Below are 26607 nucleotides of genomic sequence, written 5' to 3'. Positions count from 1 at the left end.
CGAAACGATGTCTTCTATCTGAATTTCCTATTATCCGAAAGAGGCAGAATCACAGCATCCGCTTTTTCAAAACAAAAACTCACTCATTACATAGTTGCTTATATCAACTCCCCGCTCTGTCAGGCGGATCTGCCCTTTTTCTTTTATCAAAAGACGTTCTTTTTCAAGTTTTCCGATCGTTTCTCCGTAAACCGTATCTATTTGCACCCCGAATGTTTCAAAAAAACTTTTTTCCGACACTCCATCTGTTTTCCGCAGTCCGAGAAACATGAATTCTTCCATTTGCTCTTGCACTGACAGTACACTTACTTCTTCTGCTTTTTCCCATACCGCTTTTTTACTCTCTTCTTTTTTGCCGTCCGGATCTACAGTCTTATTCAGTCTTATATAAACATCCATTTTATCTGTATTGCAGAATCGGTGTTCGGCAATCAGAGAGGACGCCCCCAGTCCCAGTCCGAGATATTCTCTTCGCTCCCAATACCCTAAATTATGCCTGCACTCATATCCCGGTTTTGCATAATTTGAAATCTCATATCTCTCATACCCGTATTCCCGAAGGATCTTCTCTGTTATTTCATAAATCGCCCGTTCTGTATCTTCATCGGGAAGCGGAAGTATCTGTCTGTCTTTTCTTATATTACCGTCTTTATCTGATACTTCCGGCATACTACTCTCGCGGGACAACAGTTCTTTTTGGCATATCCGCTCCCCATCCTCCCCGTAAATCGTACCGAAAACAGTTCCTTCTTCTATAATTAAACTATATGCGGAAATATGTTCCGGCTGTAACTGCGCAACTGTGCGAAGCGTTGTTTCCCAGCTCTTTTTTGTCTGCCCGGGAATCGCCGAGATCAAATCGATATTAACGTTATGAAATCCTGCTTTTCTTACCATCTTCCATGTAGTGAGAAATTCATCATATGTATGGATACGTCCAAGCATTTTCAGTTCTCCGTCATCGACCGATTGAAGACCGATACTTAACCGGTTCACTCCGCATGTTTTCCACATGTTTATCTTTTCTTCCGACACAGTTCCGGGATTTACTTCCATCGTTATTTCCGCATTCTCCGCAATATCGAAACTTTCCCGCAAAGCACGAAAAATAGAGGCAGTGTATACTCCCTCTAATATAGAAGGAGTTCCACCGCCTAAAAAAATCGTTGTCACGCAATAATCCGAAAACTGTTCTTTTTTTCCTTTTATCTCCTCCGCAAGAGCTTCCACATAAGCAGAAACCTCCTCTTGCTTTGCAGAAAACGAAAGGAAATCACAATACGCACATTTCTTTACGCAAAAAGGAATATGCACATACAGTTCCAGTTCTTTTTTCATATTTTCCTTTACCTCTTTAAGATGTTTTAAACATCACTTTTTCACTTATACATCGACAACAAAAATCACTCGTCATCCAACTTCAGTACGCTCATAAATGCTTTCTGCGGTATCTCTACGCTGCCGACCTGACGCATTCTTTTCTTTCCCTCTTTCTGCTTTTCAAGCAGTTTTCTCTTACGTGAAATATCACCGCCATAACATTTTGCCAACACATCTTTTCTCATTGCCTTTACTGTTTCACGAGCGATGATCTTACTTCCGACTGCCGCCTGTATCGGAATCTCAAAAAGCTGTCTCGGAATTTCTTCTTTTAATTTCGCGCACATTTTTCTTCCGCGGTCATAAGCGCTTCCTGCAAATACAATAAACGACAATGCATCCACTTCTTCTTTATTAATAAGAATATCAAGCTTCACAAGTTCAGATTTCTGATATCCCATCATCTCATAATCAAATGACGCATATCCTCTTGATCTTGACTTCAATGCATCGAAAAAGTCATAGATGATTTCATTCAGCGGAAGATGATAATTCAATACGGCACGTTTTTCCTCGATATATTCCATTCCCTGATAAATGCCTCTGCGTTCCTGACAAAGATCCATGATCGCACCGATATATTCCGATGTAACCATGATCTCCGCTTTTACCATAGGTTCTTCCATATAATCAATCTCCGCCGGATCCGGCATATTCGTCGGATTTGTCAGATCGATCACTTCTCCGTTTGTTTTATGGATTTTGTAAATTACACTCGGCGCCGTTGTTACGAGATCCAAATTATATTCCCTCTCCAAACGTTCCTGGATAATCTCAAGGTGAAGAAGTCCGAGAAATCCGCAGCGGAATCCAAACCCAAGAGCGACCGATGTTTCCGCTTCAAATTGCAGCGCCGCATCGTTGAGCTGTAATTTTTCAAGAGCGTCTCGAAGATCCGGATACTTTGCTCCGTCTGCCGGATAAAGTCCGCAGTATACCATCGGATTTACTTTTTTATATCCCGGCAAAGGCGAGTCACACGGTCTTGACGCATCAGTCACTGTATCGCCCACCCGCGTCTCTTTTACATTCTTCAGGCTGGCAGTAATATATCCGACCATTCCGGCGCTCAACTCTTCACATGGTATAAATCTTCCCGCTCCGAAAGTTCCGACTTCCACAACATCTGCCTGAGCGCCTGTCGCCATCATAAGCATCGGAGTTCCTTTCTTCACCGTTCCTTCCTTTATCCTGCAAAATACAATGACCCCTTTGTAAGAATCATAGACGGAGTCAAAGATCAGCGCTTTTAACGGAGCCTTTGGATCTCCCTGAGGCGCAGGAACTTTTTTCACGATCTGCTCCAATACGTCATGGATATTTTGTCCTGTCTTAGCTGAAATAAGCGGGGCATCTTCCGCTTCAATACCGATCACATCCTCAATTTCTTCTTTCACCCTCTCCGGATCTGCACTCGGAAGATCGATCTTATTGATCACCGGGATCACATCAAGGTCATGATCCAACGCAAGATATACATTCGCCAATGTCTGTGCTTCTACTCCCTGAGCTGCGTCAACTACTAAAATCGCTCCGTCACACGCAGCCAGACTTCTTGAAACTTCGTAATTAAAGTCTACATGTCCCGGCGTATCGATCAGGTTAAACATATATTCCTCCCCGTCGTCTGCCTTATATACGGTACGAACCGTCTGTGCTTTAATCGTAATTCCGCGTTCTCTTTCAAGCTCCATGTTGTCAAGCACCTGAGACTGCATCTCTCTGCTCGTCAAGAGGCCTGTCTGTTCAATAATCCTGTCTGCTAACGTAGATTTTCCGTGATCGATATGCGCGATAATACAAAAATTTCTTATTTTACTCTGATCTATAACTGACAATTTCATTCCTCCATTATTTGCATATTTTATATGATTTCTGTATTTGATTTTGTGATAAACTTCACTGCTTTCCCGAATTCTTCACAATAAAAAGTTCCACAGCCAAAGTATCTGTCATAAGTCCGGTCTTAACATTTTGCTCTAACTGCGCCCCTTCTTCCATAACAGTTCTCAGCTCTCCGAGTTCATATCGTTTCGCCGCATCCATATACCTTCCCGCAGCAAACGGATGGATCCCTGCCTTTGAAGCGATTTCCTTCTTCCCGTATCCATTCGCCATCAGACCTTTGACATGAAATAAAAGGCGGTATTCTCTCGTCATCAAAAACAGAATACGCATCGGCGGTTCTTTCAGGGCAAGTAGCTCATAATAAAGATCCAACGCCCTCTTCTGGTCTTTTCCTGCAACCGCATTGACCATCTCAAATATATGGTTCGTAATCTGAGTGACACAGATCTGATCAATATCGTCTCTTGTAATCCGATCTTTTCCGATCGTATAACAAAACAGTTTTTCCAGTTCTTGTGTGATATTCTCCATATCCGTGCCGACCTTATTCAGAAAATATGCCGCATCTGCGCCTTCCATCTGCTTTTTTTCTTTCTTTACAAGACCAAGCACCCAGCGCCGCAGCGTATTTTCATCCTGAACCGTCAACTCGACAATATGACCTTTTGCCTTTACCGCTTTATACAGCCTGTTTCGCTTATCTACCTCTTTTTCTATAAATAAAAAATAAGTAGTAGGCGGGATGTCCGTAATATAATCTGCCAGATCTGTTCCTGCATTTTTAAAAAAGCCTGTATCTTCAAACACAATAAGACGGCGCGATGCAAAAAACGGCAATGTCTCCGCCAGATCGATTACCTCTTTTATATCTATGTTCTTTCCTTCATAGACGGCATAATTCATCGTATCGCCTTCCGGAATCATCGCTCTGACAAGCCGTTCCCTATACTGTCGCTTCAAATATGACTCTTCTCCGTACAGAAGATAAATCTGTTTAAATTGTCCCGTTTTCAAATCTTCATTTAAGCTTTTCATAACTCTTGTATTATAAAGGAAAAACAATCATTTTGACAAGAGAAAACTCTCAATACTAATCTGTATTCCGTCAGACTTTATTGTGACAGCCCCGTCTGTCTGAGTATTATATGTTTTCACTTTTCTCTTTTTCAACCTATTTAACGTCTCTTCATGCGGATGTCCGTACCGATTATCAATTCCTGCCGAGATGATAGCCGCTCTTGGATCTGTCTTCTCAAGAAATGCAGCTGTACCCGAGTTTTTCGATCCATGATGGGCACATTTTAAAATTTCATATTTTCTCAAAACATCGCTTTTAACAAGAAGTTCCTCTCCCGCACCTTCCACATCCCCGGTAAAAAGCATATCGAAATTCCCATAAGAAAACTCAAGCACAAGAGACGCCTCATTTCCCGCCTTTGGTTTTGTCAGCCCCTGCGGTATGTCCGTAAGCGGGCCGATACATCTCAACCGCATCACTTCTTTTGAATCGTTTTTTTCTGTCTGCCTTTCTCCTCTTCCATATATATTTGCTCCTGTTTTCACAGAAACGACACGCGTTCCGTTTTCTACCGCTATGCGCGCCAGATCTGCCAACTTTTCATCATGATATTCTTCGGGAGGAAGCACAAGCGTGTCAATACGAACTCCCAGCTTCTGCCCTTCCAGAAGTTCTCTTATTCCACTGATATGATCCTCATCTCCGTGAGTCACAAATACATAATCAAGGCATCCGATGCCCTCCGACAACAAATACGGTTCGATCCGTTGAGCGCCTGCCTGTTTTACATCACTGCTGCCCCCGTCTATCAAATAGTTTTTCCCTTTTCCCGAAAGAACAATGCCATCACCTTGCCCCACATCCAGCACTGTTATTTTTATTCCTTCAATATCCCGGGTTTTTGCTCCGCATAAAACAATCAAAAACGCCGCCGAAACAAAAAGCATATACCCCCATATTTTCTTTGGAAAACGCCGATACATTCCATATAACGCGAACAATATCACATAATAAGCGACAAGTAATTGTACGCTCGGTTTTCCTGCCGTTATCCGCCCGAACGGAAGCATAACTGCCGCAGAGCACAATCGATCATACGCCCAAAGTATCACGCCGGAACTTTTCAGCAAAATAATACCGATCGGTTTTACAAGCAGGATCATCACAGAACCCGACAGCCCCGTTCCCATAATAACCGGGAGAGCCGGGATCACAAACAAATTTAAAAAAACCGAGTACGGCGGGATTTCAAAATAAAAGTACAGCATAGGACCAAGCAAAAACAGATTCACTGCCAAACTTGCGCTCACCGCTTTCCCCATATGCGTCCATATATTCTTTTTCTCCGTACCACACCCGAACAAACATTCAAACAAAGGCGTCAGCATACAAATTCCGCAAAGTGATCCAAAAGAAAACAAAAATCCTGCATCTGACAGACAGAGAGGATCTTTTGCACTAAGCAGCGCCGCTGCCACAGCAAGACTTGTGGGAAGGTCATAATCTCTTCCTGTCACTTCAGCGCCCATCCGAACGGAAAACATAATAAGCGCTCTTAAAGCTGAAATACTCGCTCCGGTCATTACTGTATAAAAAAGCAAAACAATCGTTCCGACAGCTCCTGACACCGGAAATCCCACTCCTCTTTTTCTCAGAAATCCATAAAGACCGCTTCCGATAAAGGACATATGAAGCCCCGTCTAGGGTTTTCCCCTGTCATTTATAGATGGCATAACTTCTTATTAAAAAGAGATATTCACCCACACCCTTTTGGGGGATAACCCCTTGTGGGATATGCTCCCCTGGGATATTCTCTATTTCCGCCACTCACGCAGCATTTCATTTAAAACTAATCCTGTATTAAGCCTTTTTATGCATTCTTTAGTATCCAGTTCATTTGTAGCTTGAATATATGAATACCTATCCTTTTTACTAATTCTTTCCATTATTTCTTCTTGGTTATCCTCAATATATGCTTCAAACGCAGACTTTTCATCTTCGGTTTCATAAAGTAAAACCACTTCCATCAGTCTACGATTAGCATATATTGCTTCTTCATTTTCACCGTCCAAAAAGAACTGTTGCAATCTATATTCCGTACTTCCTTTTACAAAATACTTATATGTGAATTTATGATCAATTCTATACCTGTCGTATCCTGCAAATCCCCATTCTGGTACTGGAGTTTTATATCTTCCACTGTCCAATACTACAATTTGATATTCTTCTAATATCGTGTCTCCAGCAATAATCTGAAGCATTTCATACGATGTACTTTTATTTGACATCGTATAAGCATAAAATTCCGGAATTAAATAGTCTTCGTCACCCTTTAGTATTTTCAACTGATATTCAGGTCTATACATATTGTAATAAATATGATCCTGCTGCTTCCACTCTGTCTGGTACTGCAGTCTTCCGATAATATACTCCAATGGTGTCTGCAATAAACCAAACCGTTTTTTCCAGAGTTTTTCTACATCATCAATACTTGCCATTCCTCTATTCGGAGTGTTTTTATCCCCATTTCTCATATAAATGCATCCGGCAAGCATTTCTCCATAGTTTCTTTTTAAATATATAGGTGTCTTCTGCGTATCATATACAGTAAGAACATCCACCTCTATTTCATTTACCACAACAGTTTCCACAGAAATTTCAGGTCTAACGTCCCCGATAAACCAAAGATTATCCATTGCTTCTAAAATATCTGCCTGTTTACGTCTATTCTTTTTCATTCCAACAATATGTCCGTCATCATCAATCCCAAAGAGAAGATAACAGTTTGCATCATGTGGAGTATTGGCAAAACAAATAATATCTTTTAACAAATCTGCCATATTCTCATGCCACTCCTGCTTATAGTCCCAATATTCGCCTTCACGCCCTTTAACAGCCAAAATCTCAACTATTCTATCCAGTGGCAAATCATTCATTCCGTTCATCTACTTTTTATCTCCCTTCGTCAACATTTGATTACATTCGATTATATCAAAAAATGGTGCAGCCATCCAATCACAGCCACACCATTTTACAGTTACATTACTGTTTATTTTCTCTTTCTGTAAAAAGCACCCCATAGTCAAACATCTTCATACTTTGATGTCTGCCTATGCTCATGAGGTTCGATATGATAATCTCCACATCTTCATCTTCTGTGCCTAGCTTTCCAAGTCTTCTGCATACCCTCTCATAGGCTTCCAGCATCTGCGAATATAATTTTTCACAGTATTCCCCTTCTGCAAATTCGTCTTTTACCAGGCTACTTTCTGCAACCGGATATTCCTCAAGATTGTAGCTTCCATTCATCAGATCGTAGATTTTTGTTTTGAACTCCTCATCTTTTACACTCATTCTGTATCCTCACTGCTTTCTTCTGCCGTGGAAAGCGCATAGAAAAAGGGGAAACAATCAATCAGATACAATTGAACTGCTTCCCCTATTTCTTCAAAGATCTCACGAAGTTCATTAAAATTCTCCGCTCATCAGCATTTAGGTTATCCCATGTTTCCAATATCTCTTCCTGCTCATCTGTCAGATCTGGTCTCATGCCGTCCCCGGCAAAAAACTGTGCTAGTGAAATTCCGAATGCATCACAGATTCTTTCCAAAGTCGGTATCGTTGGAATGCTCTCTTTCTTGATTATATTCCCTAAAGCGGTCTGTGACATATCAGTGAGCTGTGCGAGTCGGTACTTGGAAACCTTATGCTTGCTGCATAATTCTTTTACCCTTTTCGGGATATAGTCCTCTGTACGCAAGTAAATTACACCTCTCTTCTGCTCTGCGATACATTTATTTTAACCGCAAACCAGAATAAATATTAGAACCATATTTCTTTAGTAATTTACTCCATTACACTTTACTATAAGGGTAAAAAAATATGAACAGCAGCACACCGCAGTTCAATATGTATTTCTTATAATTCCTTGTTTTTCCTTGTTTCTTTCACTTCCATATTATCAGTTCCATCATCAGCATAGCATCTTTTATACTGCCCATCAATCAAAATCGTTCGACAAATGTCTACATATATTGACACCTTGTTATCCGGCAATACTCCACTCTACTTTATTAAATTACATAACCTTTTACCACTCGCTGACGGATAATCTATTTGCGTAAGAAAAAGAAACAGGAGGTAACATTATGAATGAATCACTTGCATCTGTAAATCATAAACAGATAGGATACCGCATTAAGGAAGTCAGGGAACAGAACAATTTTTCACAGGCACAGCTTGCAGAGGAAACGGAACTCTCCATCTCCTACATAAGCCATATTGAAAATGCCAAACGTAAGGCCAGTCTTGAGTCCATTATCCGGATTGTAAATGCCCTGGGAATAACGGTCGATGAGCTGCTCGCTGGAGTACAGCTCCACAACCCTACCGCTTACCAAACTGACCTAGATCTGCTGATGGCTGAATGCACAGAAAATGAGAAACGCTTCATTTATGAAATGGTAAAAGCAAGCATTGATAGCATGCATAAAAACGGATGGCATATTTCGGCTGACGAAGCATAGATGCTGCGGCACACTATTTTCACACATAAAAAATTGCTTTGGAATAGACTATGCGGATATGCCTGTCCGTATGGTCTATTTTATTTTCTTATGAAAATTTTATAATAAACCACATCATAAGAAAAAGGTGGTAAGACATGAGAGAAAACGAACAGAAATCCGGCTCCATTGCGGATCAGAAAAACAAAATCAGGGAACGATATAAAGGAGTCAGCATTGATGAACTTGATGTAATTCCGGCACTTCCACAGGAAGATATATTCGCTGTTGAAAATGAACAGCGGGTAGCCGTCTACGCAAGAGTATCCACAGACGATCCAAGACAGACATCTTCTTATGAGTTACAGAAAAACCACTACCACGATGTCATCAGCAAAAGTCCGAATTGGAAACTTGTACAGATCTATGCGGATGAAGGCATATCCGGCACTTCTCTGCAGCATCGTGATCAGTTCAAACAGATGATTGAAGACTGTAAAAAAGGAGAAATCGATCTTATCGTTACAAAGAGCGTGTCCCGTTTCGCCAGGAATGTTGTAGACTGCATCGGATATGTCCGTGAACTGCTGGCTCTCCCGCATCCGGTCGGTGTCTTTTTCGAGACAGAGCGATTGAATACCTTTGATCCGAAAAGCGAAATGGTACTTTCCTTCATGGCTACCCTCGCACAGGAAGAAAGCCATACCAAGAGTGAGATTATGAATGCTTCCATTGAGATGCGGTTTCGAAGGGGGATATTCCTCACTCCCACGCTTCTCGGCTATGACCATGATGAAGATGGAAACCTTGTAATCAATGAAGCGGAAGCAAAGATTGTACGTCTCATATTTATGATGTACTTAAACGGCTGCACCTGTCAGGAAATCGCTGATACCCTGACGGAACTGGAGTGTGAAACTAAAAAAGGGAATACCGTATGGTCTCCCGGCTCAATCCTTCAGATATTGCAGAATGAACGACACTGCGGTGATGTTCTTGCCCGAAAGACTTATACTCCAAATTACCTGAATCACAAATCAAAAAAGAACATGCAGAACCGCCCGCAATACAGGAAACGTAATCACCATGAAGCAATTGTGTCCCGTGACGATTTCATTGCCGTACAACGGCTCATCAGCAATGCCAAGTATGGAAATAAGGGAATACTGCCGGAGTTAAAGGTCCTGCCAGATGGAGTATTGAAAGGCTTTGTATCCATTAATCCACGATGGGCCGGCTTTAAAGAGGATGATTATATCAATGCTTCCCTAAGTGTATATGGCGGTACAGAACAGTTTCTCCCACCCTCGTCACCCGTGAAAGTGCAGTCTGGGGACTTTGACCTGCGTGGTTATGAAATTGCACGCTCACAGTTTTTTGACAGCACTGATCGCATTATCGTGACATTCAGTCTTAATGATATTAAATTTTCAACCACTGCCGTTAGAAAACTGAACAGCACACTGGTAGAACTTCTGATCCATCCGAACAAACATCTCTTTGCCGTAAGGATCGTCCCACAAACGCATCGAAACGCCATGCAGTGGGCAAAAAAGCGAGGGAATATTTCTACCCCAAGGGCAATCAGCGGTACAGCTTTTATGCCTACCATCTATGCACTTCTCGGTTGGAACGCAGACTGCAGATACCGCATAACAGGAATCAAGCGTGGAAACGGATCGGATGCTGTCCTTATCTTCAATCTGGAAGAAACTGAAATTTTTATTCCAAATGATGTGATCGATGAACAGCAGCTACCAGATGCACCAACGGACGTAAAACCATTTACTGACAATCTCAAAAAAAATGTCCGTGCCTATCCGCCTGACTGGGCTGACACTTTCGGCAGCAACTACTACTGCCATGCACAGGCACAGGAATTTGCCAGATTCAATGACCAGAACACCCTTTCCAACGAAGCAGTTGCATACAAAGATTCAGACATACAGGTGACCAGTCCTGATGAAGTAGAAAAAAGCATAGAACAACTCATGTCTGACATGAAGGAGAACCGTAATGAATGAACAGCCAAACAATGAAACCTTAATCCAGTCCTCTTCAAGGGACTTACAGATCATCGAGGACGATGCCTTCAGCTATGAGGGTTATCAGGTAGTGCGTGGAGAATTCTTCGCCCACACCTATGAACCATCCTTTACATTTAATGCCAACAAAGTATCCGTAAATACTGCATGCATCAAAAAGCTGCCTAAGACAGATTTTGTACAGATCCTTGTGAACCCGGATGAAAAGAAACTTGCCGTCCGCCCATGCCAGGAAGATGAAAAAGACTCCTTCCGATGGTGCTCTGCTACAAAGAAGCGTTCCCCAAGGCAGATCACATGCCGGATCTTTTTTGCCAAGGTAATAACCTTGATGGGATGGAATTCCAGTTACCGTTATAAACTGCTCGGCAAACTGATACGGTCTGATAATGAACTCTTATTCGTCTTTGACCTTACCACGCCCGAAATATATGTGCGTACAGCAAAAGACGATGGAAAGATAAAGACATCCCGGACACCTACATATCCAGCGGAATGGCAGAACCAATTCGGTGTGCCGGTTGAGGAACACCAGAGCAACTTACAGATCAATATGTTTGACGGCTATGCTGTCTTTGGAATTTCAGAGAACACACCGCCAGAAGAACCCAAAAATCCAGCCGAACCACAAAAGGAGGAAACACACTATGAACAATCATCCCTCTTCACAGCCAATCCTATGCATTGACTTAAAGAAAAACCGCATCCGAATACACAAACATACTCTTCATATGCTCGGTGATCCAGAATATATCCAGCTTCTGGTAAATCCCGACACCCATATGATTGCCGTCAGGAAAAGCGTCCGTCAGGATTACCTTGCCCACCATGTCAGGGCATGCTATTCCGACATTCGAAACAGTTACGAATTATACAGCCGTGAACTGCTCCAGACTTTAAAACAGACCAATGCGGAACTTTCCAATAACAGATCCTACCGCATCTATGGTGCAATAAATAAAAAAGAAGGACTGGCAAGCTTTTCCATGCAGGAATGTATCCTCGTGGATGAATCTGTCAGAATAGGTGAAATCGTATGAGTAATCATCAGATTCCAGATTTTGAAACCGATGCTGAATTTCTGCAGCTCATCCAGCCAAGAGTAGAAAAATATATAGAAGATCTCGAAGAAGATATCTTCGATCATGGCTGTGATGAAGCTATATGTGTCTGGGGAAATATCCTCATCGATGGACATCTCCGTTATTCCATCTGCCGGAAGTGGGATATCCACTTCAATATACGCAGACTCTTCTTCCAGAGCCGTGACGAAGCGGAAGCCTACATATGTACAGAGCAGCTTAAACGGAAGGACCTCACAAGTGAATACAAAAAATATCTTATTGGCAGGCGCTTCCGGGCAGACATGAATATTGCCAGTGCTGATTTTCTGAAAAATCATCCTGAGAAACAGCTCAACGCAGACGGACAGATATCCCAGAAGTATGTACAGAAAACGGAGATTGCAGCCATTATCGGAAAAGAATATAACTTCAGCTTTTCCACTGTTACAAAATACGATGTGTACGCAAGAGCACTCGATGAACTCCGCATAAAAGAACCGGAAATAACATCCAGAATATTAAACGGCAGTCTCCGTGTATCCCATGAAAATGTCATAGAACTGTCAAGACTTCCCATCGAAGATATCAATGGACTTAAAAGACTGCTCAACAGCGGTTCGATCGACCGCATCGGCTACTCGCAGTTACGGCATGAACTGCGATGGCAGCGGCTTCCTACAGGAAAACCGGATTCCCGAAGGCGCAGACGTGAAAGGGAAAGTGCCGAGGCTGGCATCAAACAGATGCCCGTCATTGACCCAGATGCAGAACTGGCAAGCCTTAAATTTACCATTCCTTCATGGTCCAAAACCATATCAAGGACAATGGAACTTACGGATTTTCCTTCCACATCCGCTTCTGCCCGGCAAGAAGTCAGGACACAGATCATAAACCTTACACGAAAAATAAACAGACTGCTGACGCAGTTGGAGGAGGATTAAAATGACAGATGACCAAGCAATATCGGAACAAACTGATCTCATGCAGTATGTTCCAAAAGTACACTTTGAGCAGATTCCCATCAGGAATCTTGTATCCAACCAGGAATATCAGAGAAATCTTTCACAGAATCATGTCCAGCGTGCCGCTGCGAACTTCGATCTGTACCAGATAAATCCCGTAAAAGTCAGCCGCCGTAACGGCATCAACTATGTCTTTAACGGGCAGCACACCATTGAAATCGTGGCACTCGTCTCCGGTTCAAGAGAGACTCCTGTATGGTGCATGGTCTATGATGACCTCGTTTACGAACACGAAGCCGATATTTTTGCTAATCAGATGAAGTATGTAAAGCCCCTGCTTCCCTATGAAATATTCATGGCAAACATTGAGGCTGGGAATGATAAACAGCTTATCATCCGTGATCTAGTAGAATCTTATGACCTTTCCATCACCTCTTCTTCTGTTCCTGGCGGTATCTGTGCCGTTGCTACCCTTGAGACCATCCACGACAAATACGGCTATCACATGCTCGATCATGTGATCCGCCTGATTGTCGCAACATGGGAAGGTGCTGCCCAGTCCTTCAGTGCAAACATGATGAATGGGCTGGCACGTTTTCTGAATGCCTATGGCGATGCGATCAAAGATGATATTTTTAAAGAAAAACTGGGAAGAATATCCATTAAGGAACTGGCTCGTACTGCAAAGGACAGGCGTTCCGGCTCTCTTGGATTTGCAGAAGCAATCCTTATCGGATATAACAAAAAATGCAGGAATCCGCTTCCGTGGGATAAGCTCTACACGCATAAACTCCCACAGAAGAAAGCTGATGAAACAGAACAGGAAGAAGAAACTGATGATATGCCGCAGAACGGGCAGCTTGACTTATTTGGCTTGGATGATGAGGAGGAGGTTTCCGAATGATCATACGGAAACCTTTACCCTGCTGCCTTCCAAGAATGCAAACTCATATTTCTTTGCACCGAATATTGTTATTTCTTCCAAAACAAGCTGTGCGGCTTCAGGAACATACTGCTGAAGCTGTCCGCTTTCGGTTGCTTCCATCATCTGCCCCGCCCTTATCTTCTCAAGCGGAGTCCCATCTAATTTCATGGAATTCCATCTTTCTATATGCTTTTCCCGTTCACCGACCAATCGGTTGAATGCCTTTACAAATCCCTTTTCCAAATCCGCATTATCTACATAAGCATTGGTGCATGCAACCTTTCCATCCTTACGGTGATTCTTGCACTGCCATTGTATGATCCCCCTTGATTTCCAGGAATGTCTTGTAAAAAGGCTTCCACATTCCCCACAGAAGATCTTTTCGCAGAAGGGATAACATTCTGAACCGTAACTGTAGCGGTCTGTCCCATGCTTCTGCATGAATTTCTCCCTGCGTTCAAATTCTTCCTGAACCGCATTCCATGTTTCCTTATCAATGATTCCCTTATGGCTGTCCTTTACATAGACCTGTGCGACTTCCCCGTTATTCTTTACCTGACGCTTGGTAAGGAAATCAGCCGTATAAGTTTTCTGCAGTAACGCATCACCCATGTGCTTTTCTTGTTTCAGGATTCCGATCACCGTGCTTGCATACCACTTAGTCTGTCCAAGGCATCCCGGCACCTGCTCATCTTCCAACTCTTTTGCAATCTGTGCAGGATTCAGCCCCCAGAGGAAATCCCTGTAAATGCGTCTTACCGTCTTTGCCTGTTCTCTGTTGATGATGAGCTTTCCATTCTCATCCTTATCATATCCCAAGAATTTGAATGTATTGAGATGCATCTCACCGTTCTTGAACTTTGTCCGGATTCCCCATTTGCAGTTCTCTGAAATGTTTCTCGATTCATCCTGTGCAAGGGAGCTTAAGATCGTAAATAAAAGCTCACCCGTAGAATCCAGTGTATTGATATTTTCCTTCTCGAAAATAATGCCGATTCCGAGGTTCTTCAGCTTTCTGGAATACATCAGACAGTCCTGCGTATTTCTGGCAAAACGGCTGATGGATTTTGTTATGACAAGATCGATCTTTCCCTTCCCACAATCCGCAATCATACGTTTGAACTGCTCCCTCTTCTTCGTATTGGTTCCCGAAATACCCTCATCCGCATAGATGCCGGCCATTTCATAATTTTCATGGTCATTGATGTACTTCGTATAATAATCGACCTGGGCTTCAAAACTGTGAAGCTGGTCTTCCTGATCCGTTGATACACGGCAGTAGGCTGCAACCCGTATCTTCTTCTGCGGTGCCGCCCTATACCCTGATACCTGACGGTTTCTTGCTGGTATAACTGTAACGCTTCTTGCCATTCTTATTGTCCTTTCTCTGAATATAAATATCATTCTTGATTTCTCCCCATCCCTTTATGACGGTGTCAGGAACCCTTGTCCCATCACAGGCTTCTTTTCCCTTCCGTTTTCTTCGGTTACATACCCAGGTGACTTTATGGTTCTGGGGATTCACATACCTTACAAGTCTGCTTCCGCATAACGCACAGAAGATCTTCTCTCTGTATGGATACTCTGTTTCCGTATTTTCAGGAATTGCTGACGGCTGTTTCTTCTTATGCCGTCTCTTCCATGAGTGCTCTTTTAAATAAGTAAATTCCTTCACGCCCTTATCTGATGCTTTCTCATCGATATAAGTATTTTCTTCAAAATGCCATGCACTCCGAAGCACACCATCCGGGATATTGATGCCATCACAGAAGCTCTTTCCATACCGCTTCGTCCCGCTGCATCCCCAATTAAGCCTGTTACCCTTACTGTAAATGCGTTTATAAAGGGGATACCCGCATTTCGCACAGTAGATTTTGTTCATATAAGGATAATTTTCTTCTGTGAACTCCTCTATCACCGAGCCTTCCGCAAGATAATCCCTCTTTGCAGCCAATGCATCCTGTGCTTTCTGCCAGAGTTCCGGGGAAACAATAGCTTCATGGTCATCTTCGATGTACCATGCATCCACTTCTCCCCTGTTCCTGACCAGTTTTCTCTCTTCATTCACGAAATGCTTGTGCATGATGTAATCGCCTTTGTAAATCTCGTTTTCAAGAAGACGGAACACGGTACTGTCTACCCACTGCACACCGCCTACCGTCTTTATCCCATTTTCATTCAGGTATCGTTTGATCGATGCAGGAGTATATCCCTCTGCTGCCATCTTATAGATTTTTCTTACCCATACAGCTTCAGCTTCGTCAGCAACAAATACTCCTCTCTCGTCTTTTGTATAACCGAAAGACCGCTCAAGGTACTGTACGGGAATTCCTGCCTCGTACTTTCGCTGGTAAACCATCTTTGCACCAGCACTTCCGCTTTCACTTTCTGCCTGTGCGAATGCTGCAAGGATCGTAAGCATCAGCTCCCCTTCCCCTGACAGCGTATTGATATTCTGAAGTTCAAAAAAAACACCTACATTCAGTTCTTTCAGCTTTCGTGTAGCTTCCAGAACGATTGAGGTGTTTCTTGCAAAACGTGATACTGATTTTGTTAATATAAGGTCTATCTTACCTTTTTCTGCATCGGCAAGCATTTTCTGCAGACCGGGTCTCTTTTCTTTAAATCCCGATATGGCAAAATCACTGTAAACTCCGGCATATTCATAATCTGGATTGGCTTTTATGACCGTCTCATAATGCCTGACCTGATTTTCCAGCGAATTTTCCTGTTCATCCGCATCTGTCGATACACGACAGTATGCACAGACTTTTAATTTTCTTTTCTGCTCCCTGCTGCCTTCCCTGATCTGAATTTCCACAAGCCATACCTCCTTCCGTTTTGGTAGTCTATATATCACTCTGAAAGCCAATAATAGCAAGTGTTTTCTTGGATACCCTTTCACCTTTCTTTCCTTGGCATAAACTGAAAAAAATACGGCTGACAGCCATTACTGACCATCAGCCATATTCCTATGCCTTCACGATATAATCTGAAGAAACAAATCCATAGTATTTTCCTGCAATGCGGATATAATACCACGCTTTTCCGTCTGACGCCTTTACGGTATCACAGACATCTACCAGATTCCCTCTGTACAGATATGGATAAGATTTGATCCGGCCATATTCCTTTCCTGCCCATTTGCGGACATTTAAGGATGAAGCCGTAACCTTCCCTACCCATTTCGGTGTTTTATTGATACCGCCAGAACTGCTGCTCCCGCTGGCATTCCCAGAAGAAGTATTCTGTGAAGATCCACTGTTGTATTTCGGTACTCCATATCCACGGATATATTTTCCATTTACCTGCAGGGTTCTCCGCCCTACTGCATTTCCTTTATTTCCTTCGATTACCGTAATCGTACTTCCGGATACCTTTTCTACAATTCCGACATGATCCGGCCATCCGGTGTTATCACCTTTACCGGAATCATCCCAGTCATAAAAAACAATATCCCCCGGTCTTGGAACTCTTGCATCATTTTCGTCCCATTCCCCCAGCTTCTGGAACAGGGCGATCATCTGACCGCATCCGCACTCTGTCGGGATAATATCCGTCATACCTGTCTTAATGGCACATGCTGATACAAACGTGGCACACCACGCATCGGTATATTTTACCGAATAATTTCTTGCCAATGGTCTGTGTACATTATAAGTATCAATGATCTTTTTATGGGATCCGTCTGCCTCACGGCATCCGACCCATGCCTTTGCCTGTGCAATCAATGTTGCTGCTGTTTTTGCCATAGTCTCTCGCTCCTTTGCATTGTCATATTTTCTCAGCTCATACTGCTCTACCAGAGCCATACAGTTCTTCACATAATCAGAACTGGTCGCAAAACCGTCTTCCCTGATAGTTTCCAGGTACTTCCTTGGATCCGTAATGCCTTTCAGGTTCTGATATCTGGAAAGCTGGATAAATTCGAAATATCCCTTTACTCCTTCTTCCATCGAAGAATAGGTACGGAAGTTGTCACGGATTGACGTCAGTGTTCCGGGTGTGTATTCTTCTTTAGTTGAAAGATTGACTAAACCACCATTCCACTTTGTTCCGCATTTCAATCCAAAATAGTTATGATATTTCGCAGCCAGGGTGCTTTTCCCCCAGCCGGATTCCAAAATTGCCTGTGCAATAACAGAAGAATGGACAAGAATGCCATACGCTGAAGCATACTTGTCCACATATCCTGCAACCGCTGTGATAAATTCTTTCTTGTTCATAGCGGTTATTCTCCTTTCTCTGAACGGTCATGGAGCTGCTCCAAAACCTCCTTGATTTTTTCCGGCACAGGAAGTCCCAGATGCGATGCATTTTCCAACAGGCTCACGCCTTCATTGGAAAGATAGAAGAAGACCACCGCTGTCCGTAACACACTGCCCGTACCGATCACCTGCACATCCAGGATGTTTGCAATTCCGACAAGCAGAAAGATCAGGACCTTTCTGCAGATTCCACGGAAGCCTACTGCACTGGATAACTTCCTATCGCTGACCGCACACATCACTCCCGTGAGATAATCGATCACAACGAATGCAAGCAGTGCATAGATCAGACCATCGCATCCGCCAAGGAAATATCCAAGCCATCCTCCTACTGCTGTAAAAACAAACTGTACCGTGTTCCAAAATTCCTTCATAATGAGTTCCTCCTTTGATTTTTGGGTATAAAAAAAGCACCTCCTAAGAGATACCAGTTACTAAAATTATGCAATACGCTTCCACATATAGCAGGTGATATAAGGCGGGAGGTTCTGACCGTTTCCTGTTCCGGTTGAACTAAGTGTACCTTTTGCCGTAAAAGTATGGCTGTGGGTTTCTGAATCTGTCTCCTCTATCAGTTCACTCTGCGGACTATAAGTACCAAAAGGAGCATTATAAGATTCTCCTTCGTAATCATAACCCGGTTCTGAAGGAACAGGATATGGAAGCGTATGGGAATGTGACCCACCTGTCACCGTGACCGCTGTTCCGGTAAAAGTATGGGTATGACTCTGCAGATACTTACTTCCACCTGTTTTTTCCACTGTAGAGAATTCTGAATCCGATGTGTTTACGCCAATCGGAACACGTCCGCTTCCCCATGACTGCCATGTGCCGCCAAACAAGGATGCCGGACTGGTATTATTCACGGACATATAAATGCTACCCACAGGATAAATCGCAGAAAATGTAATTTTCCCCTCTGCCACATTCTTCAATTCATCCAGCATATCAGCTACCTGAGAGCACAGATCATCATATATCTCCAGCCTTTCTGCTTCATTTGTTAAACGTTCCTCTTCAGCGGCTTCCCTATCGTTCTCGTTTGATACCCTGATTTTTTCAGCACTATTTCTATTAGCTTCCGCTGTCACACGGCTTTTCTCAGCAGATACATACCCTTCCACCTGTGTATTGATTGCATTGATGGAATCATAAATACTCTGCCTGACATCTTTTCCATATACCGCAGACAGGATCTTATTCAGATACGTTGTGACATTTGCCATCTTTTTCTCCCTCCTTCAGCTGCCTGTACTCCATACACTTCATTTCCCGTACTTCTGACAGCACGCCTGTCAGGATCACATCAAGAAGACTTGCCGGAAGCCCGTATTTCTGCTGCAGTGCAACCACTGATTTTGTCATGTCCTCCCTTGCATGATCCAGAATCATGCCAAGAGGCATGGGATTCTGTTCTGTTTTATTCTTTTCCTGCTTTTCCACTAAATGCACCTCCCTCAAACAATGCTGTCATTTTTGTCATAGCTGATTCCATAGCAGTAACCTTACCTAAAACTTCTTCCAGCTTCATTTCAAGCGGTGAGCCAGACATCAGTTCCACTGTTTTTTCTGCCATTTCTGTTTTTCCTTCCTTTGGCTTTTCCCCACGGGGAAGTTCCAGTTCGATTTCTTTTTCCACTTTATACCTCCTTAATTCCAGTATCCGACTATGATGCCGTTTTTTACCTGAAGCTTACTGTAAGTCCAGCTGATTGCCCCATTTCCTTTATCCGTAATATTCATGATGATTGGGATCGTTCCAGTAAATGCACTGTATCCGCCAGAAGAAACACCCGAAAGTTTAATGTTGTAGAGCGTATTCCACTCCCCATAAAAATCACAGCCCAGATGCAGCCCCTGTTCCGTATAGATACTGTTTCCCTGTGAAAAACACAGCATCGTGGTATAGGATGAAGCTCCGCTTGTTTTCTGATAACACCATGCCATATACTTTCCGGTATATTCCAGATCAAACACCAGCCCTTTGTGTGCTGCATTGCTTGACCACTTGTTAGTTCCAATCTTACCTACATAAGTGCCGTCCCTGTAAAAATGCTCCCCATTATAATTGAACTTTGACACCAGCTGATCAGAAGTATTAAATACCTGCAGTTCCCCGTTCTTTAGCTGGATATAATCCGTGATTCCATTCCACGCAGTCTGTAGTTCTCCTGCAATAAAGGAATCTGCATAAATGCTTCTGGCAGCAATATATTTCCCTACGATCTTTCCATCCATCGTAATGGCTGTTCCAAACGTCCCGTTATATCCCGTACTGGAATATCCCAGACCATTTAAATTCCATCGCCACACCTTTTTTGCGGTATCCTTATCTGCAGTATCCATGATCAGGATCTCTTCCGGTCTTGTCACCACATGCCCCGTGGTTGCTGCCGTGATCAGGGCTGTTGCATTTTCTATCGCCATCCGCAGGGTATCAGACTGTGGCGGCAGTGACTGGATCTTCTGTACAAGCGAGTCGTTCTGATTTGTTGTACGTTCTGAAATTCCTGCCTTTACACTTGTTCCAAGCGTTACCGTATTATTCTGTGGATTCTGCAGGTCAATGGTAAGTGCAGTAACCGGAAAATACCGGTCCATTCCGTGTGGTTTTGACACGACCCGGATGGAATCCCCCAGTTTGATCCGTTCGATATCCACATCCACCATGTTCAGGTCCACGGCATTGCAGGTCAAAGACAGGTTCTCAAACTGAATATCTGACAGATATTTCTCTGCTTTCTTCTTCAAATTGGCCGGCTCTCCGACATCCTCAAAACTCACAGTCCTTGTCACCACACCGTACACTTTTACGGCATCCGTGGATTCTATATACGGGACACTATTATTCACACTTTTAATCGTGGTATACTCTTCCAGTCCTTCAATCGAACTTTCCTCTAACCTTTTCCCAAGCGGGATCACCCTGGTTGCAATCTCAGATGCATCCGCATTTTCCGTATAATCAAGCAAATTGCTGCCAAACTCAATGACCTGTGTATTGGTATTATCATAATCTGCGATATAATCCAGGTAACGGGTCGTGCCGGAATGCCGGATCCGTAAATGCCCTCCAAGTCTGTCTACCAGCTTATCCTGAATATCATCCAGCGTATTTTCCCAGTTTGTGTAGCGGTAGATGCTGTCATTGCTATCTTCCACCGTCACCATCCCAGTAACAAACATCTTCGGATACAGGTCTTTCCTGTCGAATGTATGGGTGTAATGCCACAGAAGATTGGAACTGTTAGCATATGGATTATGGGCACTCTGCATATCAGAAACTTTCTTCGTTTCCACTGCCGTATAAGATGGAAGTGATGATACCGTTGCCGTACCTGGAATTCCACTTGTAAACTCCACACTGTCTATGGAAAATCCATAATAGTTATTAACCGATGCATCCGTATGCCAGTACACATAAAAATCTCCTGCAGGTACAATAAATGTTTTCCCTGCCACATCATTAGCCCTTTTCTTTGCAAAAACGGCATATACCGTACTTCCAGACTTATAGAATAGGGAAAGGTTATCAAAAGAACCGCTTTCTCCTGCACATTTGGAATTAAATGTGACAGCAAGCCGTTTTTCCATTGTTGTCTGCATATTATGGACAGCAAGCAATGCGTTCAAGAAACTACGCACAGTATAGCTGTGGTATGCCTTCGGTTCCTGTATCGAATCCAGAAGATATGCAAGCTCCCCTTCACACACCACTGTCCGGGTATTATAAAAGTTCTTCTCCATACTAAGGATGCGTCCGTAGAAAATACTGTCCCCATCTTTTTCCACCCGGATGACGGAAGTCAGCTTTTTCATCCTGTCATATATCGGGTTTACTGCCGGGATATCAAACTCAAATGAACCGGATTTGTTATCTGCCAGTTCCAGCTTGGTATTAAAAATGACCAGTTCCTGATCTCCCGGAAGATACAAAAGCTGATCGTCACAAAATACTTTATACATTTACAGACTCCCTCCCCGGAACTCAATATTTACTGTATACTTTCCGTAAAAATAGAGTCTTCCACCTCCTGCCGAAATGATTAGATCTGCAAAGCGATTCCGGCCTTCCTGCAGAGTGTACCTCGTCCCATTAAAAGTAATATAGTTCGAAACGCTTTCATCAAGGTTGCTGACAAGAAATGCAGGAACAACTGGAATACCGCTTCCTTCCAGAAGTTTACTGCTGCTTCCAGAGACATTGATCCCACGGTAATCACGGATGATCCCTGTTTCAAAATTCAATACGTCCCACAGCCAATCCTCGCTTGACACATTAATTTCGTATTTATACGCATCCGCATCTATCGTCAGGGTAAATGTACCGAGCCTTCCATTTCTGGAAAACCCCGAAACTTCTGCACGTCCGTGATAATACACATCCGGCTCCTGATCCAGAACAACCCGTACTTCTTTGCCCTGATATGCCTTCAGAAATGTCCGGTAAAACACCGGCCACAAATCTTCCCTTTCCATTTTCCCTAAAGAAAACTTAAGCTGTCTGGACTCATATTCCACCTGTCCTGTCAGCGTTTCCGTAAGGTCAATTCTGATACTGCTTCCAGGCACTTCAATATAATTAGTTTTCGGGGATGGCTCACTTACGATATCCGTATTGCCGATCACAAGACCATAATCTTTCCATGTGTGCTTTCCATTGATCGTTGCCCCAAATCCTGCGGTTGTATATTCGCTCATCAGACCATGCCCCTTTCTGCTTTAAATTTCTGCATGCCCAGTTTCTGATTGATCCCAGGTGCCAGTTTTCCTATCAGCGTTCCGTCATCCAGATAGATGCCCTTTCCGCTGTTTTCTGCTATCACAGCCAGATACTGCTCCATTGTCGAAGTATTCAGCCTGTTTGTCAGGATATTTTCCAGCTGTTCATAAAAGCCTTTCAGTGGAAGAACCGCTTCTTTTCCGGCTTCCCCTCCTGCCATAAGACTCGACCCGTTCATGCCAAAGATGGTCGGCCCTGTCATGATACCGCCTTCCTTGTACCAATCGATATTCAGATGCGGTACACTTGGCGGAGCAAGTGACAATTTCCCACTGATACTGAAATGCGGTAACTTGATATGCGGAAGCGACAAATGCATGTTATTAAAGAAACCCGTGATCTTGTCCACGATTCCTTTAATAGTATCCCGTGCTGCCTCAATCGGTGTAACGATTGCACTCTTGATCCCGTTCCAAACAGATACCGCTGTCGATTTGATTCCATTAAAAACAGAAGAAAGTGTATTCTTCAAAGCCTCAAATACGGAAGACACCTTGCTTTTAATGCCGTCAACGACCGTGCTGATTGCGGTTTTGATTCCATTCCACACCGTAACCGCTACCGTTTTTACTGCATTGAATACCGTGGTTACCACTGACTTAATGGCATTCAGCACGGTAGATATCTTTGTACTGACTGCATCCCAGACTGTGCTGATCACAGTCTTTATGGTATTCATGACTGTAGAGATCACCGATGCCACGGCATTGATCACAGTCGAAACCGTGCTTTTTATCGTATTCCATACGGAAATAATGGTCTCCTTACAGTTCTCCCATACAAAGCGGAACGGCAGTGTAATGATATTAAATGCTGCTTCCAAAAGCGAACCAATAAACAGGATTCCTACCTGTACCACATTCTTGATGGTCTCCCATACTCCGGTAAAGAATGACGTGATCCCGTTCCAGATATTCGTAAAGAACGTAGATACGGAAGTCCATACTGCATTCCAGCTTGTACCAAACCATCCAAGGACTGTATCCGCAATTCCACGGATAAGATTCAATGCTGCCGTAAAGATTCCAGTGATCCCATTCCAGATGCCGGAGAATATCTCCTTGATCCCTGACCACATCTGCTCCCAGTTTCCCGTGAAAAGTCCGATAAACACATCAAGCAGTCCCGTCAGTACATCAAATACTGTACCAAGAACTGTTGAAATGATACTGAATGCTGCTTCAAACACAGGTGCCAGAAGTTCACAGAAACCATTCCAGATTTTTTTCAGTGTATTTGCCACTGCAGTAAAATCAATATTAAGGGCTGCCAGCCTTTCCTTGATTCCTTCAACAAATGCCTGTATCTTCTTGACAATACCTTCCCAGATCGCTGTCATGGCATTTCTGAATTCCTCGTTGGTATCCCACAGATGTTTAAATGCAGCCACTAAAACGGCCACCACGGCAATAACCGCCAGCACAGGTCCTGCTACCGCCCCAAGTGCGCTTGCCAGCCCGGTTACCGAACCGCTGCTTCCTGCGATCTTTACTCCAAGACTTGCGATCCCTTTGGCAAGGGAAGAAAAGCCTTTCATCGCTGTCCCTACGGTTGAGATTGTTTTTCCAAGAATGATCAGGAACGGTCCGATGGCTGCAACCACCGCTGCAACACGGATGATCAGGTTTCTCTGGGATTCATCCATGCTGTTCAGCTTATCTACAAATCCCTGTATCTTTGAGACAAGACTCCGGATCACAGGCATAAGCGCCTCTCCAAAAGAAATGGCCAGACCTTCCACCGCTGATTTTAAGATGGTGATCTGACCGGACAGGTTATCAAGCTGTGTATCTGCCATCTGCTGTGCAGCACCACCGGATTCCATAATGGACTTCTGAAGGCTGTCCCAGGTATCCCCGGTATTTGCAAGCAGGGAATTTACGGATGACAGATCCGTTTTATTAAAGATCGTACTGATGATATTATTCTTCTCGGCAGAGGTCATGCCATCCATAGACTTATTAAGGTCAGAAAGGATATCGTTCAGACTCCTCATGTTTCCCTGCGAATCATAAACCTGAAGACCGAGACTCTCCATACAGGCAGCTGCCTTATCGGTCGGACTCTGTAATGCAAGGATCACGTTTCTAAGATGTGTTCCGCCCTCTGCTCCCTTGATACCATTATTGGCCAGAATACCAAGGGCTGTATTTAATTCTGCCGTACCGCCTTTTACGGATTTAGCAGTTGCACCAATGGTAAGGATTCCTTCCCCTAGCTGCGCCACGGATGTGTTCGTGGTCGATGCTGTTTTTGCCATCTGATCGACCATTGTATTGGCTTCATCCGTCTGCATGCCAAGGGCTGACATGGCATCCGTTACCATATCCGATGCAGATGCAAGATCGATATCTCCTGCGGCTGCCAGATTCAGTACCGTTGGAAGCGTATCACACATCTGCTGTGTATCATAACCCGCCAAAGCAAGGTAATTAAGTGCCTGTGCACACTCACTTGCAGAAAAGGATGTTTTCTCTCCCATCTGCTTCGCCAGGGTACGCAGGGTATCCATCGTATTTACGGACTGTCCATCCACCTTTGACATGGAATCAGCCGTAATTCCCATCGTGGCCTGTACCTGGCTCATGGAAGAATCAAAATCTGCCGTAGTCTTCACTGCTGCCGTACCAAGACCTGCAACTGCCGCTGTAACGGGAAGCATTTTTGTTCCGACACCGGATATCTTATTTCCGACTGACTCCAGTTTCCCACCGACCTCTTCGATTTTCGCAAGGGCAGCATTGGAATTTACCGCTTCCTGTGCCAGCTTTTGGAGTTCCTGTTCCGTTTCGATGATCTCCCTCTGAAGGGCATCATATTTGTCCTGTCCCAGATCCCCGTTCTCCATCTGCTGCTTTGCCTGTTCCTGTGCTGTTTTTAAAGCATCCAGTTTTTCTTTGGTAGAACCGATGGCATCCTTTAAAAGTTTCTGCTTCTGTGCAAGCAGCTCTGTATTTGCCGGATCCAGTTTCAGCAGCTTATTGACATCCTTCAACGAGGACTGCGTCGTCCTGATCGTTGCATTTACATTTTTCAGGGCTTTGTCAAGACCAGTGGTATCCCCTCCGATCTCGACCGTGATTCCTTTAATCCTGCTTGCCACCTGCACACACCTCCCTCGTCATGGCAGAAAAAAAGCACCGATCACAACTAAATGATCGATGCTCCATTTTCATAAAAACATAATTTTCTAAGTATAGGAAAAGCACCGCAAAATGCGATGCTTTTCCATTCGTCATATCAGGTTTACATTACCATTCATCTTCCTCATCAAACAGATTTCCTGCCGATGATAAAATATCAATTTCCCCTGTATCCATATCCATAACCGTATGATCAGATAACCTCATTAAAAGATCACCATCTTCATCCACTGCCATGCTATCCGATATTGTATAGCCCGTCTTTCCATTAAACAGGTTATAAAAAAAGTTTCCCATACAAATACCTGCCTTTCTCAAATCCTAGTCATCACACCAGCCAAAACCAAGATCCGGCTCATAATAGATCATATCCTGGTCAAAGTGATTCCTTGTTTTTCGGGCTTTTTCTTCGTTTGTTCTTCTCGCCCGGTATGCCTTATTATTCGGATTATTCTGATTGGCATAATCATTAAGCTGCTGTTTCGTATGAGTTTTACCAGATACTACTTTTCTCTTAGCCATAGTTATCCTCCTTTCTTCCTGATCCCATTAAACAACCTGCAGAAGATAGCGGACACTTTTTGTCACCTTCTAAGCTGAATCCATAGAATATTTTCCAAGGATTATCCCTGCATAATTATTTTCTCAGGAGTGGAGAATAATTTC

General features: G+C 43.5%; 25 protein-coding genes. 6 read left to right on the top strand and 19 right to left on the bottom strand.

The genetic code is table 11. The features are described from left to right. Positions 1–66: 66 nt before the first annotated feature. From hemW to RUMTOR_RS03365, 7 genes are all read right to left on the bottom strand, one after another. Positions 67–1338 carry a radical SAM family heme chaperone HemW gene (gene hemW, locus RUMTOR_RS03395; RefSeq protein ID WP_004845691.1) on the bottom strand — a complete coding sequence of 424 codons (1272 nt, stop codon included), beginning with the start codon at positions 1336–1338 and terminating at the stop codon, positions 67–69. Positions 1339–1403: 65 nt separating this feature from the next. Continuing rightward, the gene (gene lepA, locus RUMTOR_RS03390) at positions 1404–3218 is read right to left on the bottom strand and encodes a translation elongation factor 4 (RefSeq protein ID WP_009242258.1); all 1815 of its coding nucleotides are present in this window, start codon (positions 3216–3218) and stop codon (positions 1404–1406) included. A 61-nt stretch (positions 3219–3279) separates the two neighbouring features. Then, complete coding sequence (gene holA / locus RUMTOR_RS03385; RefSeq protein WP_004845689.1) at positions 3280–4263, bottom strand: DNA polymerase III subunit delta; 984 nt, start codon at positions 4261–4263, stop codon at positions 3280–3282. 27 nt (positions 4264–4290) lie between these two features. Then, entirely contained in the window at positions 4291–5934 is a 1644-nt protein-coding gene (locus tag RUMTOR_RS03380) for a ComEC/Rec2 family competence protein (protein ID WP_004845688.1), read from the bottom strand. Positions 5935–6060: 126 nt separating this feature from the next. After that, positions 6061–7191: an AlbA family DNA-binding domain-containing protein gene (locus RUMTOR_RS03375; RefSeq protein ID WP_004845687.1), complete on the bottom strand. Its 1131-nt coding sequence runs from the start codon at positions 7189–7191 to the stop codon at positions 6061–6063. A 97-nt stretch (positions 7192–7288) separates the two neighbouring features. Next, on the bottom strand, positions 7289–7600 hold the full coding sequence (locus RUMTOR_RS03370) for a hypothetical protein (RefSeq protein ID WP_004845686.1): 312 nt from the start codon (positions 7598–7600) through the stop codon (positions 7289–7291). An 85-nt stretch (positions 7601–7685) separates the two neighbouring features. Next, the gene (locus tag RUMTOR_RS03365) at positions 7686–7916 is read right to left on the bottom strand and encodes a helix-turn-helix domain-containing protein (RefSeq protein WP_004845685.1); all 231 of its coding nucleotides are present in this window, start codon (positions 7914–7916) and stop codon (positions 7686–7688) included. A gap of 478 nt (positions 7917–8394) precedes the next feature. On the opposite strand from RUMTOR_RS03365, the gene RUMTOR_RS03360 reads away from it, so the two are divergent. The 6 genes from RUMTOR_RS03360 (at position 8395) to RUMTOR_RS03335 (ending at position 13726) form a co-directional block, all read left to right on the top strand. Continuing rightward, entirely contained in the window at positions 8395–8772 is a 378-nt protein-coding gene (locus tag RUMTOR_RS03360; RefSeq protein ID WP_004845683.1) for a helix-turn-helix domain-containing protein, read from the top strand. A gap of 137 nt (positions 8773–8909) precedes the next feature. Then, positions 8910–10775 (top strand): recombinase family protein, encoded by a 1866-nt coding sequence (locus RUMTOR_RS03355; protein WP_004845682.1) that lies wholly within the window; start codon positions 8910–8912, stop codon positions 10773–10775. After that, the gene (locus RUMTOR_RS03350) at positions 10768–11484 is read left to right on the top strand and encodes a hypothetical protein (protein WP_004845681.1); all 717 of its coding nucleotides are present in this window, start codon (positions 10768–10770) and stop codon (positions 11482–11484) included. The genes RUMTOR_RS03355 and RUMTOR_RS03350 overlap by 8 nt, the downstream gene beginning before the upstream one ends. Positions 11485–11527: 43 nt before the next feature. Further along, on the top strand, positions 11528–11836 hold the full coding sequence (locus RUMTOR_RS03345) for a hypothetical protein (RefSeq protein ID WP_004845679.1): 309 nt from the start codon (positions 11528–11530) through the stop codon (positions 11834–11836). Continuing rightward, positions 11833–12801 carry a ParB N-terminal domain-containing protein gene (locus RUMTOR_RS03340; protein WP_004845678.1) on the top strand — a complete coding sequence of 323 codons (969 nt, stop codon included), beginning with the start codon at positions 11833–11835 and terminating at the stop codon, positions 12799–12801. Before RUMTOR_RS03345 ends, RUMTOR_RS03340 begins: the two co-directional genes overlap by 4 nt. Before the next feature lies 1 nt (position 12802). Beyond that, positions 12803–13726 carry a DUF6551 family protein gene (locus RUMTOR_RS03335; RefSeq protein ID WP_004845677.1) on the top strand — a complete coding sequence of 308 codons (924 nt, stop codon included), beginning with the start codon at positions 12803–12805 and terminating at the stop codon, positions 13724–13726. On the opposite strand, the gene RUMTOR_RS03330 is transcribed toward RUMTOR_RS03335, so the two are convergent. From RUMTOR_RS03330 to RUMTOR_RS03275, 12 genes are all read right to left on the bottom strand, one after another. Next, complete coding sequence (locus RUMTOR_RS03330; RefSeq protein ID WP_004845676.1) at positions 13727–15118, bottom strand: recombinase family protein; 1392 nt, start codon at positions 15116–15118, stop codon at positions 13727–13729. Continuing rightward, positions 15063–16568: a recombinase family protein gene (locus RUMTOR_RS03325; RefSeq protein ID WP_044997930.1), complete on the bottom strand. Its 1506-nt coding sequence runs from the start codon at positions 16566–16568 to the stop codon at positions 15063–15065. Before RUMTOR_RS03325 ends, RUMTOR_RS03330 begins: the two co-directional genes overlap by 56 nt. Before the next feature lie 151 nt (positions 16569–16719). Next, positions 16720–17973 (bottom strand): glucosaminidase domain-containing protein, encoded by a 1254-nt coding sequence (locus RUMTOR_RS03320; protein WP_004845674.1) that lies wholly within the window; start codon positions 17971–17973, stop codon positions 16720–16722. 5 nt (positions 17974–17978) lie between these two features. Beyond that, positions 17979–18389: a phage holin family protein gene (locus RUMTOR_RS03315; RefSeq protein WP_004845673.1), complete on the bottom strand. Its 411-nt coding sequence runs from the start codon at positions 18387–18389 to the stop codon at positions 17979–17981. A 66-nt stretch (positions 18390–18455) separates the two neighbouring features. Then, a complete protein-coding gene (locus RUMTOR_RS03310; RefSeq protein ID WP_004845672.1) occupies positions 18456–19241 on the bottom strand; it encodes a phage baseplate protein in 786 nt (261 codons plus the stop codon). After that, positions 19213–19458 carry a hypothetical protein gene (locus tag RUMTOR_RS03305; protein WP_044997928.1) on the bottom strand — a complete coding sequence of 82 codons (246 nt, stop codon included), beginning with the start codon at positions 19456–19458 and terminating at the stop codon, positions 19213–19215. Before RUMTOR_RS03305 ends, RUMTOR_RS03310 begins: the two co-directional genes overlap by 29 nt. Further along, the gene (locus RUMTOR_RS03300; RefSeq protein ID WP_044997927.1) at positions 19436–19654 is read right to left on the bottom strand and encodes a hypothetical protein; all 219 of its coding nucleotides are present in this window, start codon (positions 19652–19654) and stop codon (positions 19436–19438) included. The genes RUMTOR_RS03305 and RUMTOR_RS03300 overlap by 23 nt, the downstream gene beginning before the upstream one ends. A gap of 11 nt (positions 19655–19665) precedes the next feature. After that, complete coding sequence (locus RUMTOR_RS03295) at positions 19666–21981, bottom strand: phage tail spike protein (protein WP_004845668.1); 2316 nt, start codon at positions 21979–21981, stop codon at positions 19666–19668. Then, a complete protein-coding gene (locus RUMTOR_RS03290) occupies positions 21982–22716 on the bottom strand; it encodes a hypothetical protein (RefSeq protein WP_004845667.1) in 735 nt (244 codons plus the stop codon). After that, positions 22716–25901: a phage tail tape measure protein gene (locus RUMTOR_RS03285; protein ID WP_044997926.1), complete on the bottom strand. Its 3186-nt coding sequence runs from the start codon at positions 25899–25901 to the stop codon at positions 22716–22718. Before RUMTOR_RS03285 ends, RUMTOR_RS03290 begins: the two co-directional genes overlap by 1 nt. Before the next feature lie 148 nt (positions 25902–26049). Then, entirely contained in the window at positions 26050–26238 is a 189-nt protein-coding gene (locus RUMTOR_RS03280) for a hypothetical protein (protein WP_004845665.1), read from the bottom strand. A 24-nt stretch (positions 26239–26262) separates the two neighbouring features. Then, positions 26263–26463, bottom strand: coding sequence for a hypothetical protein (locus tag RUMTOR_RS03275; protein WP_004845664.1), 201 nt, complete (start codon positions 26461–26463; stop codon positions 26263–26265). Positions 26464–26607 lie beyond the last annotated feature (144 nt).

The organism is [Ruminococcus] torques ATCC 27756 (assembly GCF_000153925.1).
GTDB classification, from domain to species: Bacteria; Bacillota; Clostridia; order Lachnospirales; family Lachnospiraceae; genus Mediterraneibacter; species Mediterraneibacter torques.
Note: the sequence above shows the minus strand (reverse complement) of the source record. Positions and strands in the feature narration are given on the sequence as shown.

Bases quoted from the DNA above. Each gene is read 5' to 3' on its own strand.
- hemW (WP_004845691.1), bottom strand. From the start codon at position 1,338: ATGAAAAAAGAACTGGAACTGTATGTGCATATTCCTTTTTGCGTAAAG.
- holA (WP_004845689.1), bottom strand. From the start codon at position 4,263: ATGAAAAGCTTAAATGAAGATTTGAAAACGGGACAATTTAAACAGATT.
- RUMTOR_RS03380 (WP_004845688.1), bottom strand. From the start codon at position 5,934: ATGTCCTTTATCGGAAGCGGTCTTTATGGATTTCTGAGAAAAAGAGGA.
- RUMTOR_RS03375 (WP_004845687.1), bottom strand. From the start codon at position 7,191: ATGAACGGAATGAATGATTTGCCACTGGATAGAATAGTTGAGATTTTG.
- RUMTOR_RS03370 (WP_004845686.1), bottom strand. From the start codon at position 7,600: ATGAGTGTAAAAGATGAGGAGTTCAAAACAAAAATCTACGATCTGATG.
- RUMTOR_RS03365 (WP_004845685.1), bottom strand. From the start codon at position 7,916: ATGTCACAGACCGCTTTAGGGAATATAATCAAGAAAGAGAGCATTCCA.
- RUMTOR_RS03360 (WP_004845683.1), top strand. From the start codon at position 8,395: ATGAATGAATCACTTGCATCTGTAAATCATAAACAGATAGGATACCGC.
- RUMTOR_RS03355 (WP_004845682.1), top strand. From the start codon at position 8,910: ATGAGAGAAAACGAACAGAAATCCGGCTCCATTGCGGATCAGAAAAAC.
- RUMTOR_RS03350 (WP_004845681.1), top strand. From the start codon at position 10,768: ATGAATGAACAGCCAAACAATGAAACCTTAATCCAGTCCTCTTCAAGG.
- RUMTOR_RS03345 (WP_004845679.1), top strand. From the start codon at position 11,528: ATGCTCGGTGATCCAGAATATATCCAGCTTCTGGTAAATCCCGACACC.
- RUMTOR_RS03340 (WP_004845678.1), top strand. From the start codon at position 11,833: ATGAGTAATCATCAGATTCCAGATTTTGAAACCGATGCTGAATTTCTG.
- RUMTOR_RS03335 (WP_004845677.1), top strand. From the start codon at position 12,803: ATGACAGATGACCAAGCAATATCGGAACAAACTGATCTCATGCAGTAT.
- RUMTOR_RS03330 (WP_004845676.1), bottom strand. From the start codon at position 15,118: ATGGCAAGAAGCGTTACAGTTATACCAGCAAGAAACCGTCAGGTATCA.
- RUMTOR_RS03320 (WP_004845674.1), bottom strand. From the start codon at position 17,973: ATGAACAAGAAAGAATTTATCACAGCGGTTGCAGGATATGTGGACAAG.
- RUMTOR_RS03315 (WP_004845673.1), bottom strand. From the start codon at position 18,389: ATGAAGGAATTTTGGAACACGGTACAGTTTGTTTTTACAGCAGTAGGA.
- RUMTOR_RS03310 (WP_004845672.1), bottom strand. From the start codon at position 19,241: ATGGCAAATGTCACAACGTATCTGAATAAGATCCTGTCTGCGGTATAT.
- RUMTOR_RS03295 (WP_004845668.1), bottom strand. From the start codon at position 21,981: ATGTATAAAGTATTTTGTGACGATCAGCTTTTGTATCTTCCGGGAGAT.
- RUMTOR_RS03290 (WP_004845667.1), bottom strand. From the start codon at position 22,716: ATGAGCGAATATACAACCGCAGGATTTGGGGCAACGATCAATGGAAAG.
- RUMTOR_RS03280 (WP_004845665.1), bottom strand. From the start codon at position 26,238: ATGGGAAACTTTTTTTATAACCTGTTTAATGGAAAGACGGGCTATACA.
- RUMTOR_RS03275 (WP_004845664.1), bottom strand. From the start codon at position 26,463: ATGGCTAAGAGAAAAGTAGTATCTGGTAAAACTCATACGAAACAGCAG.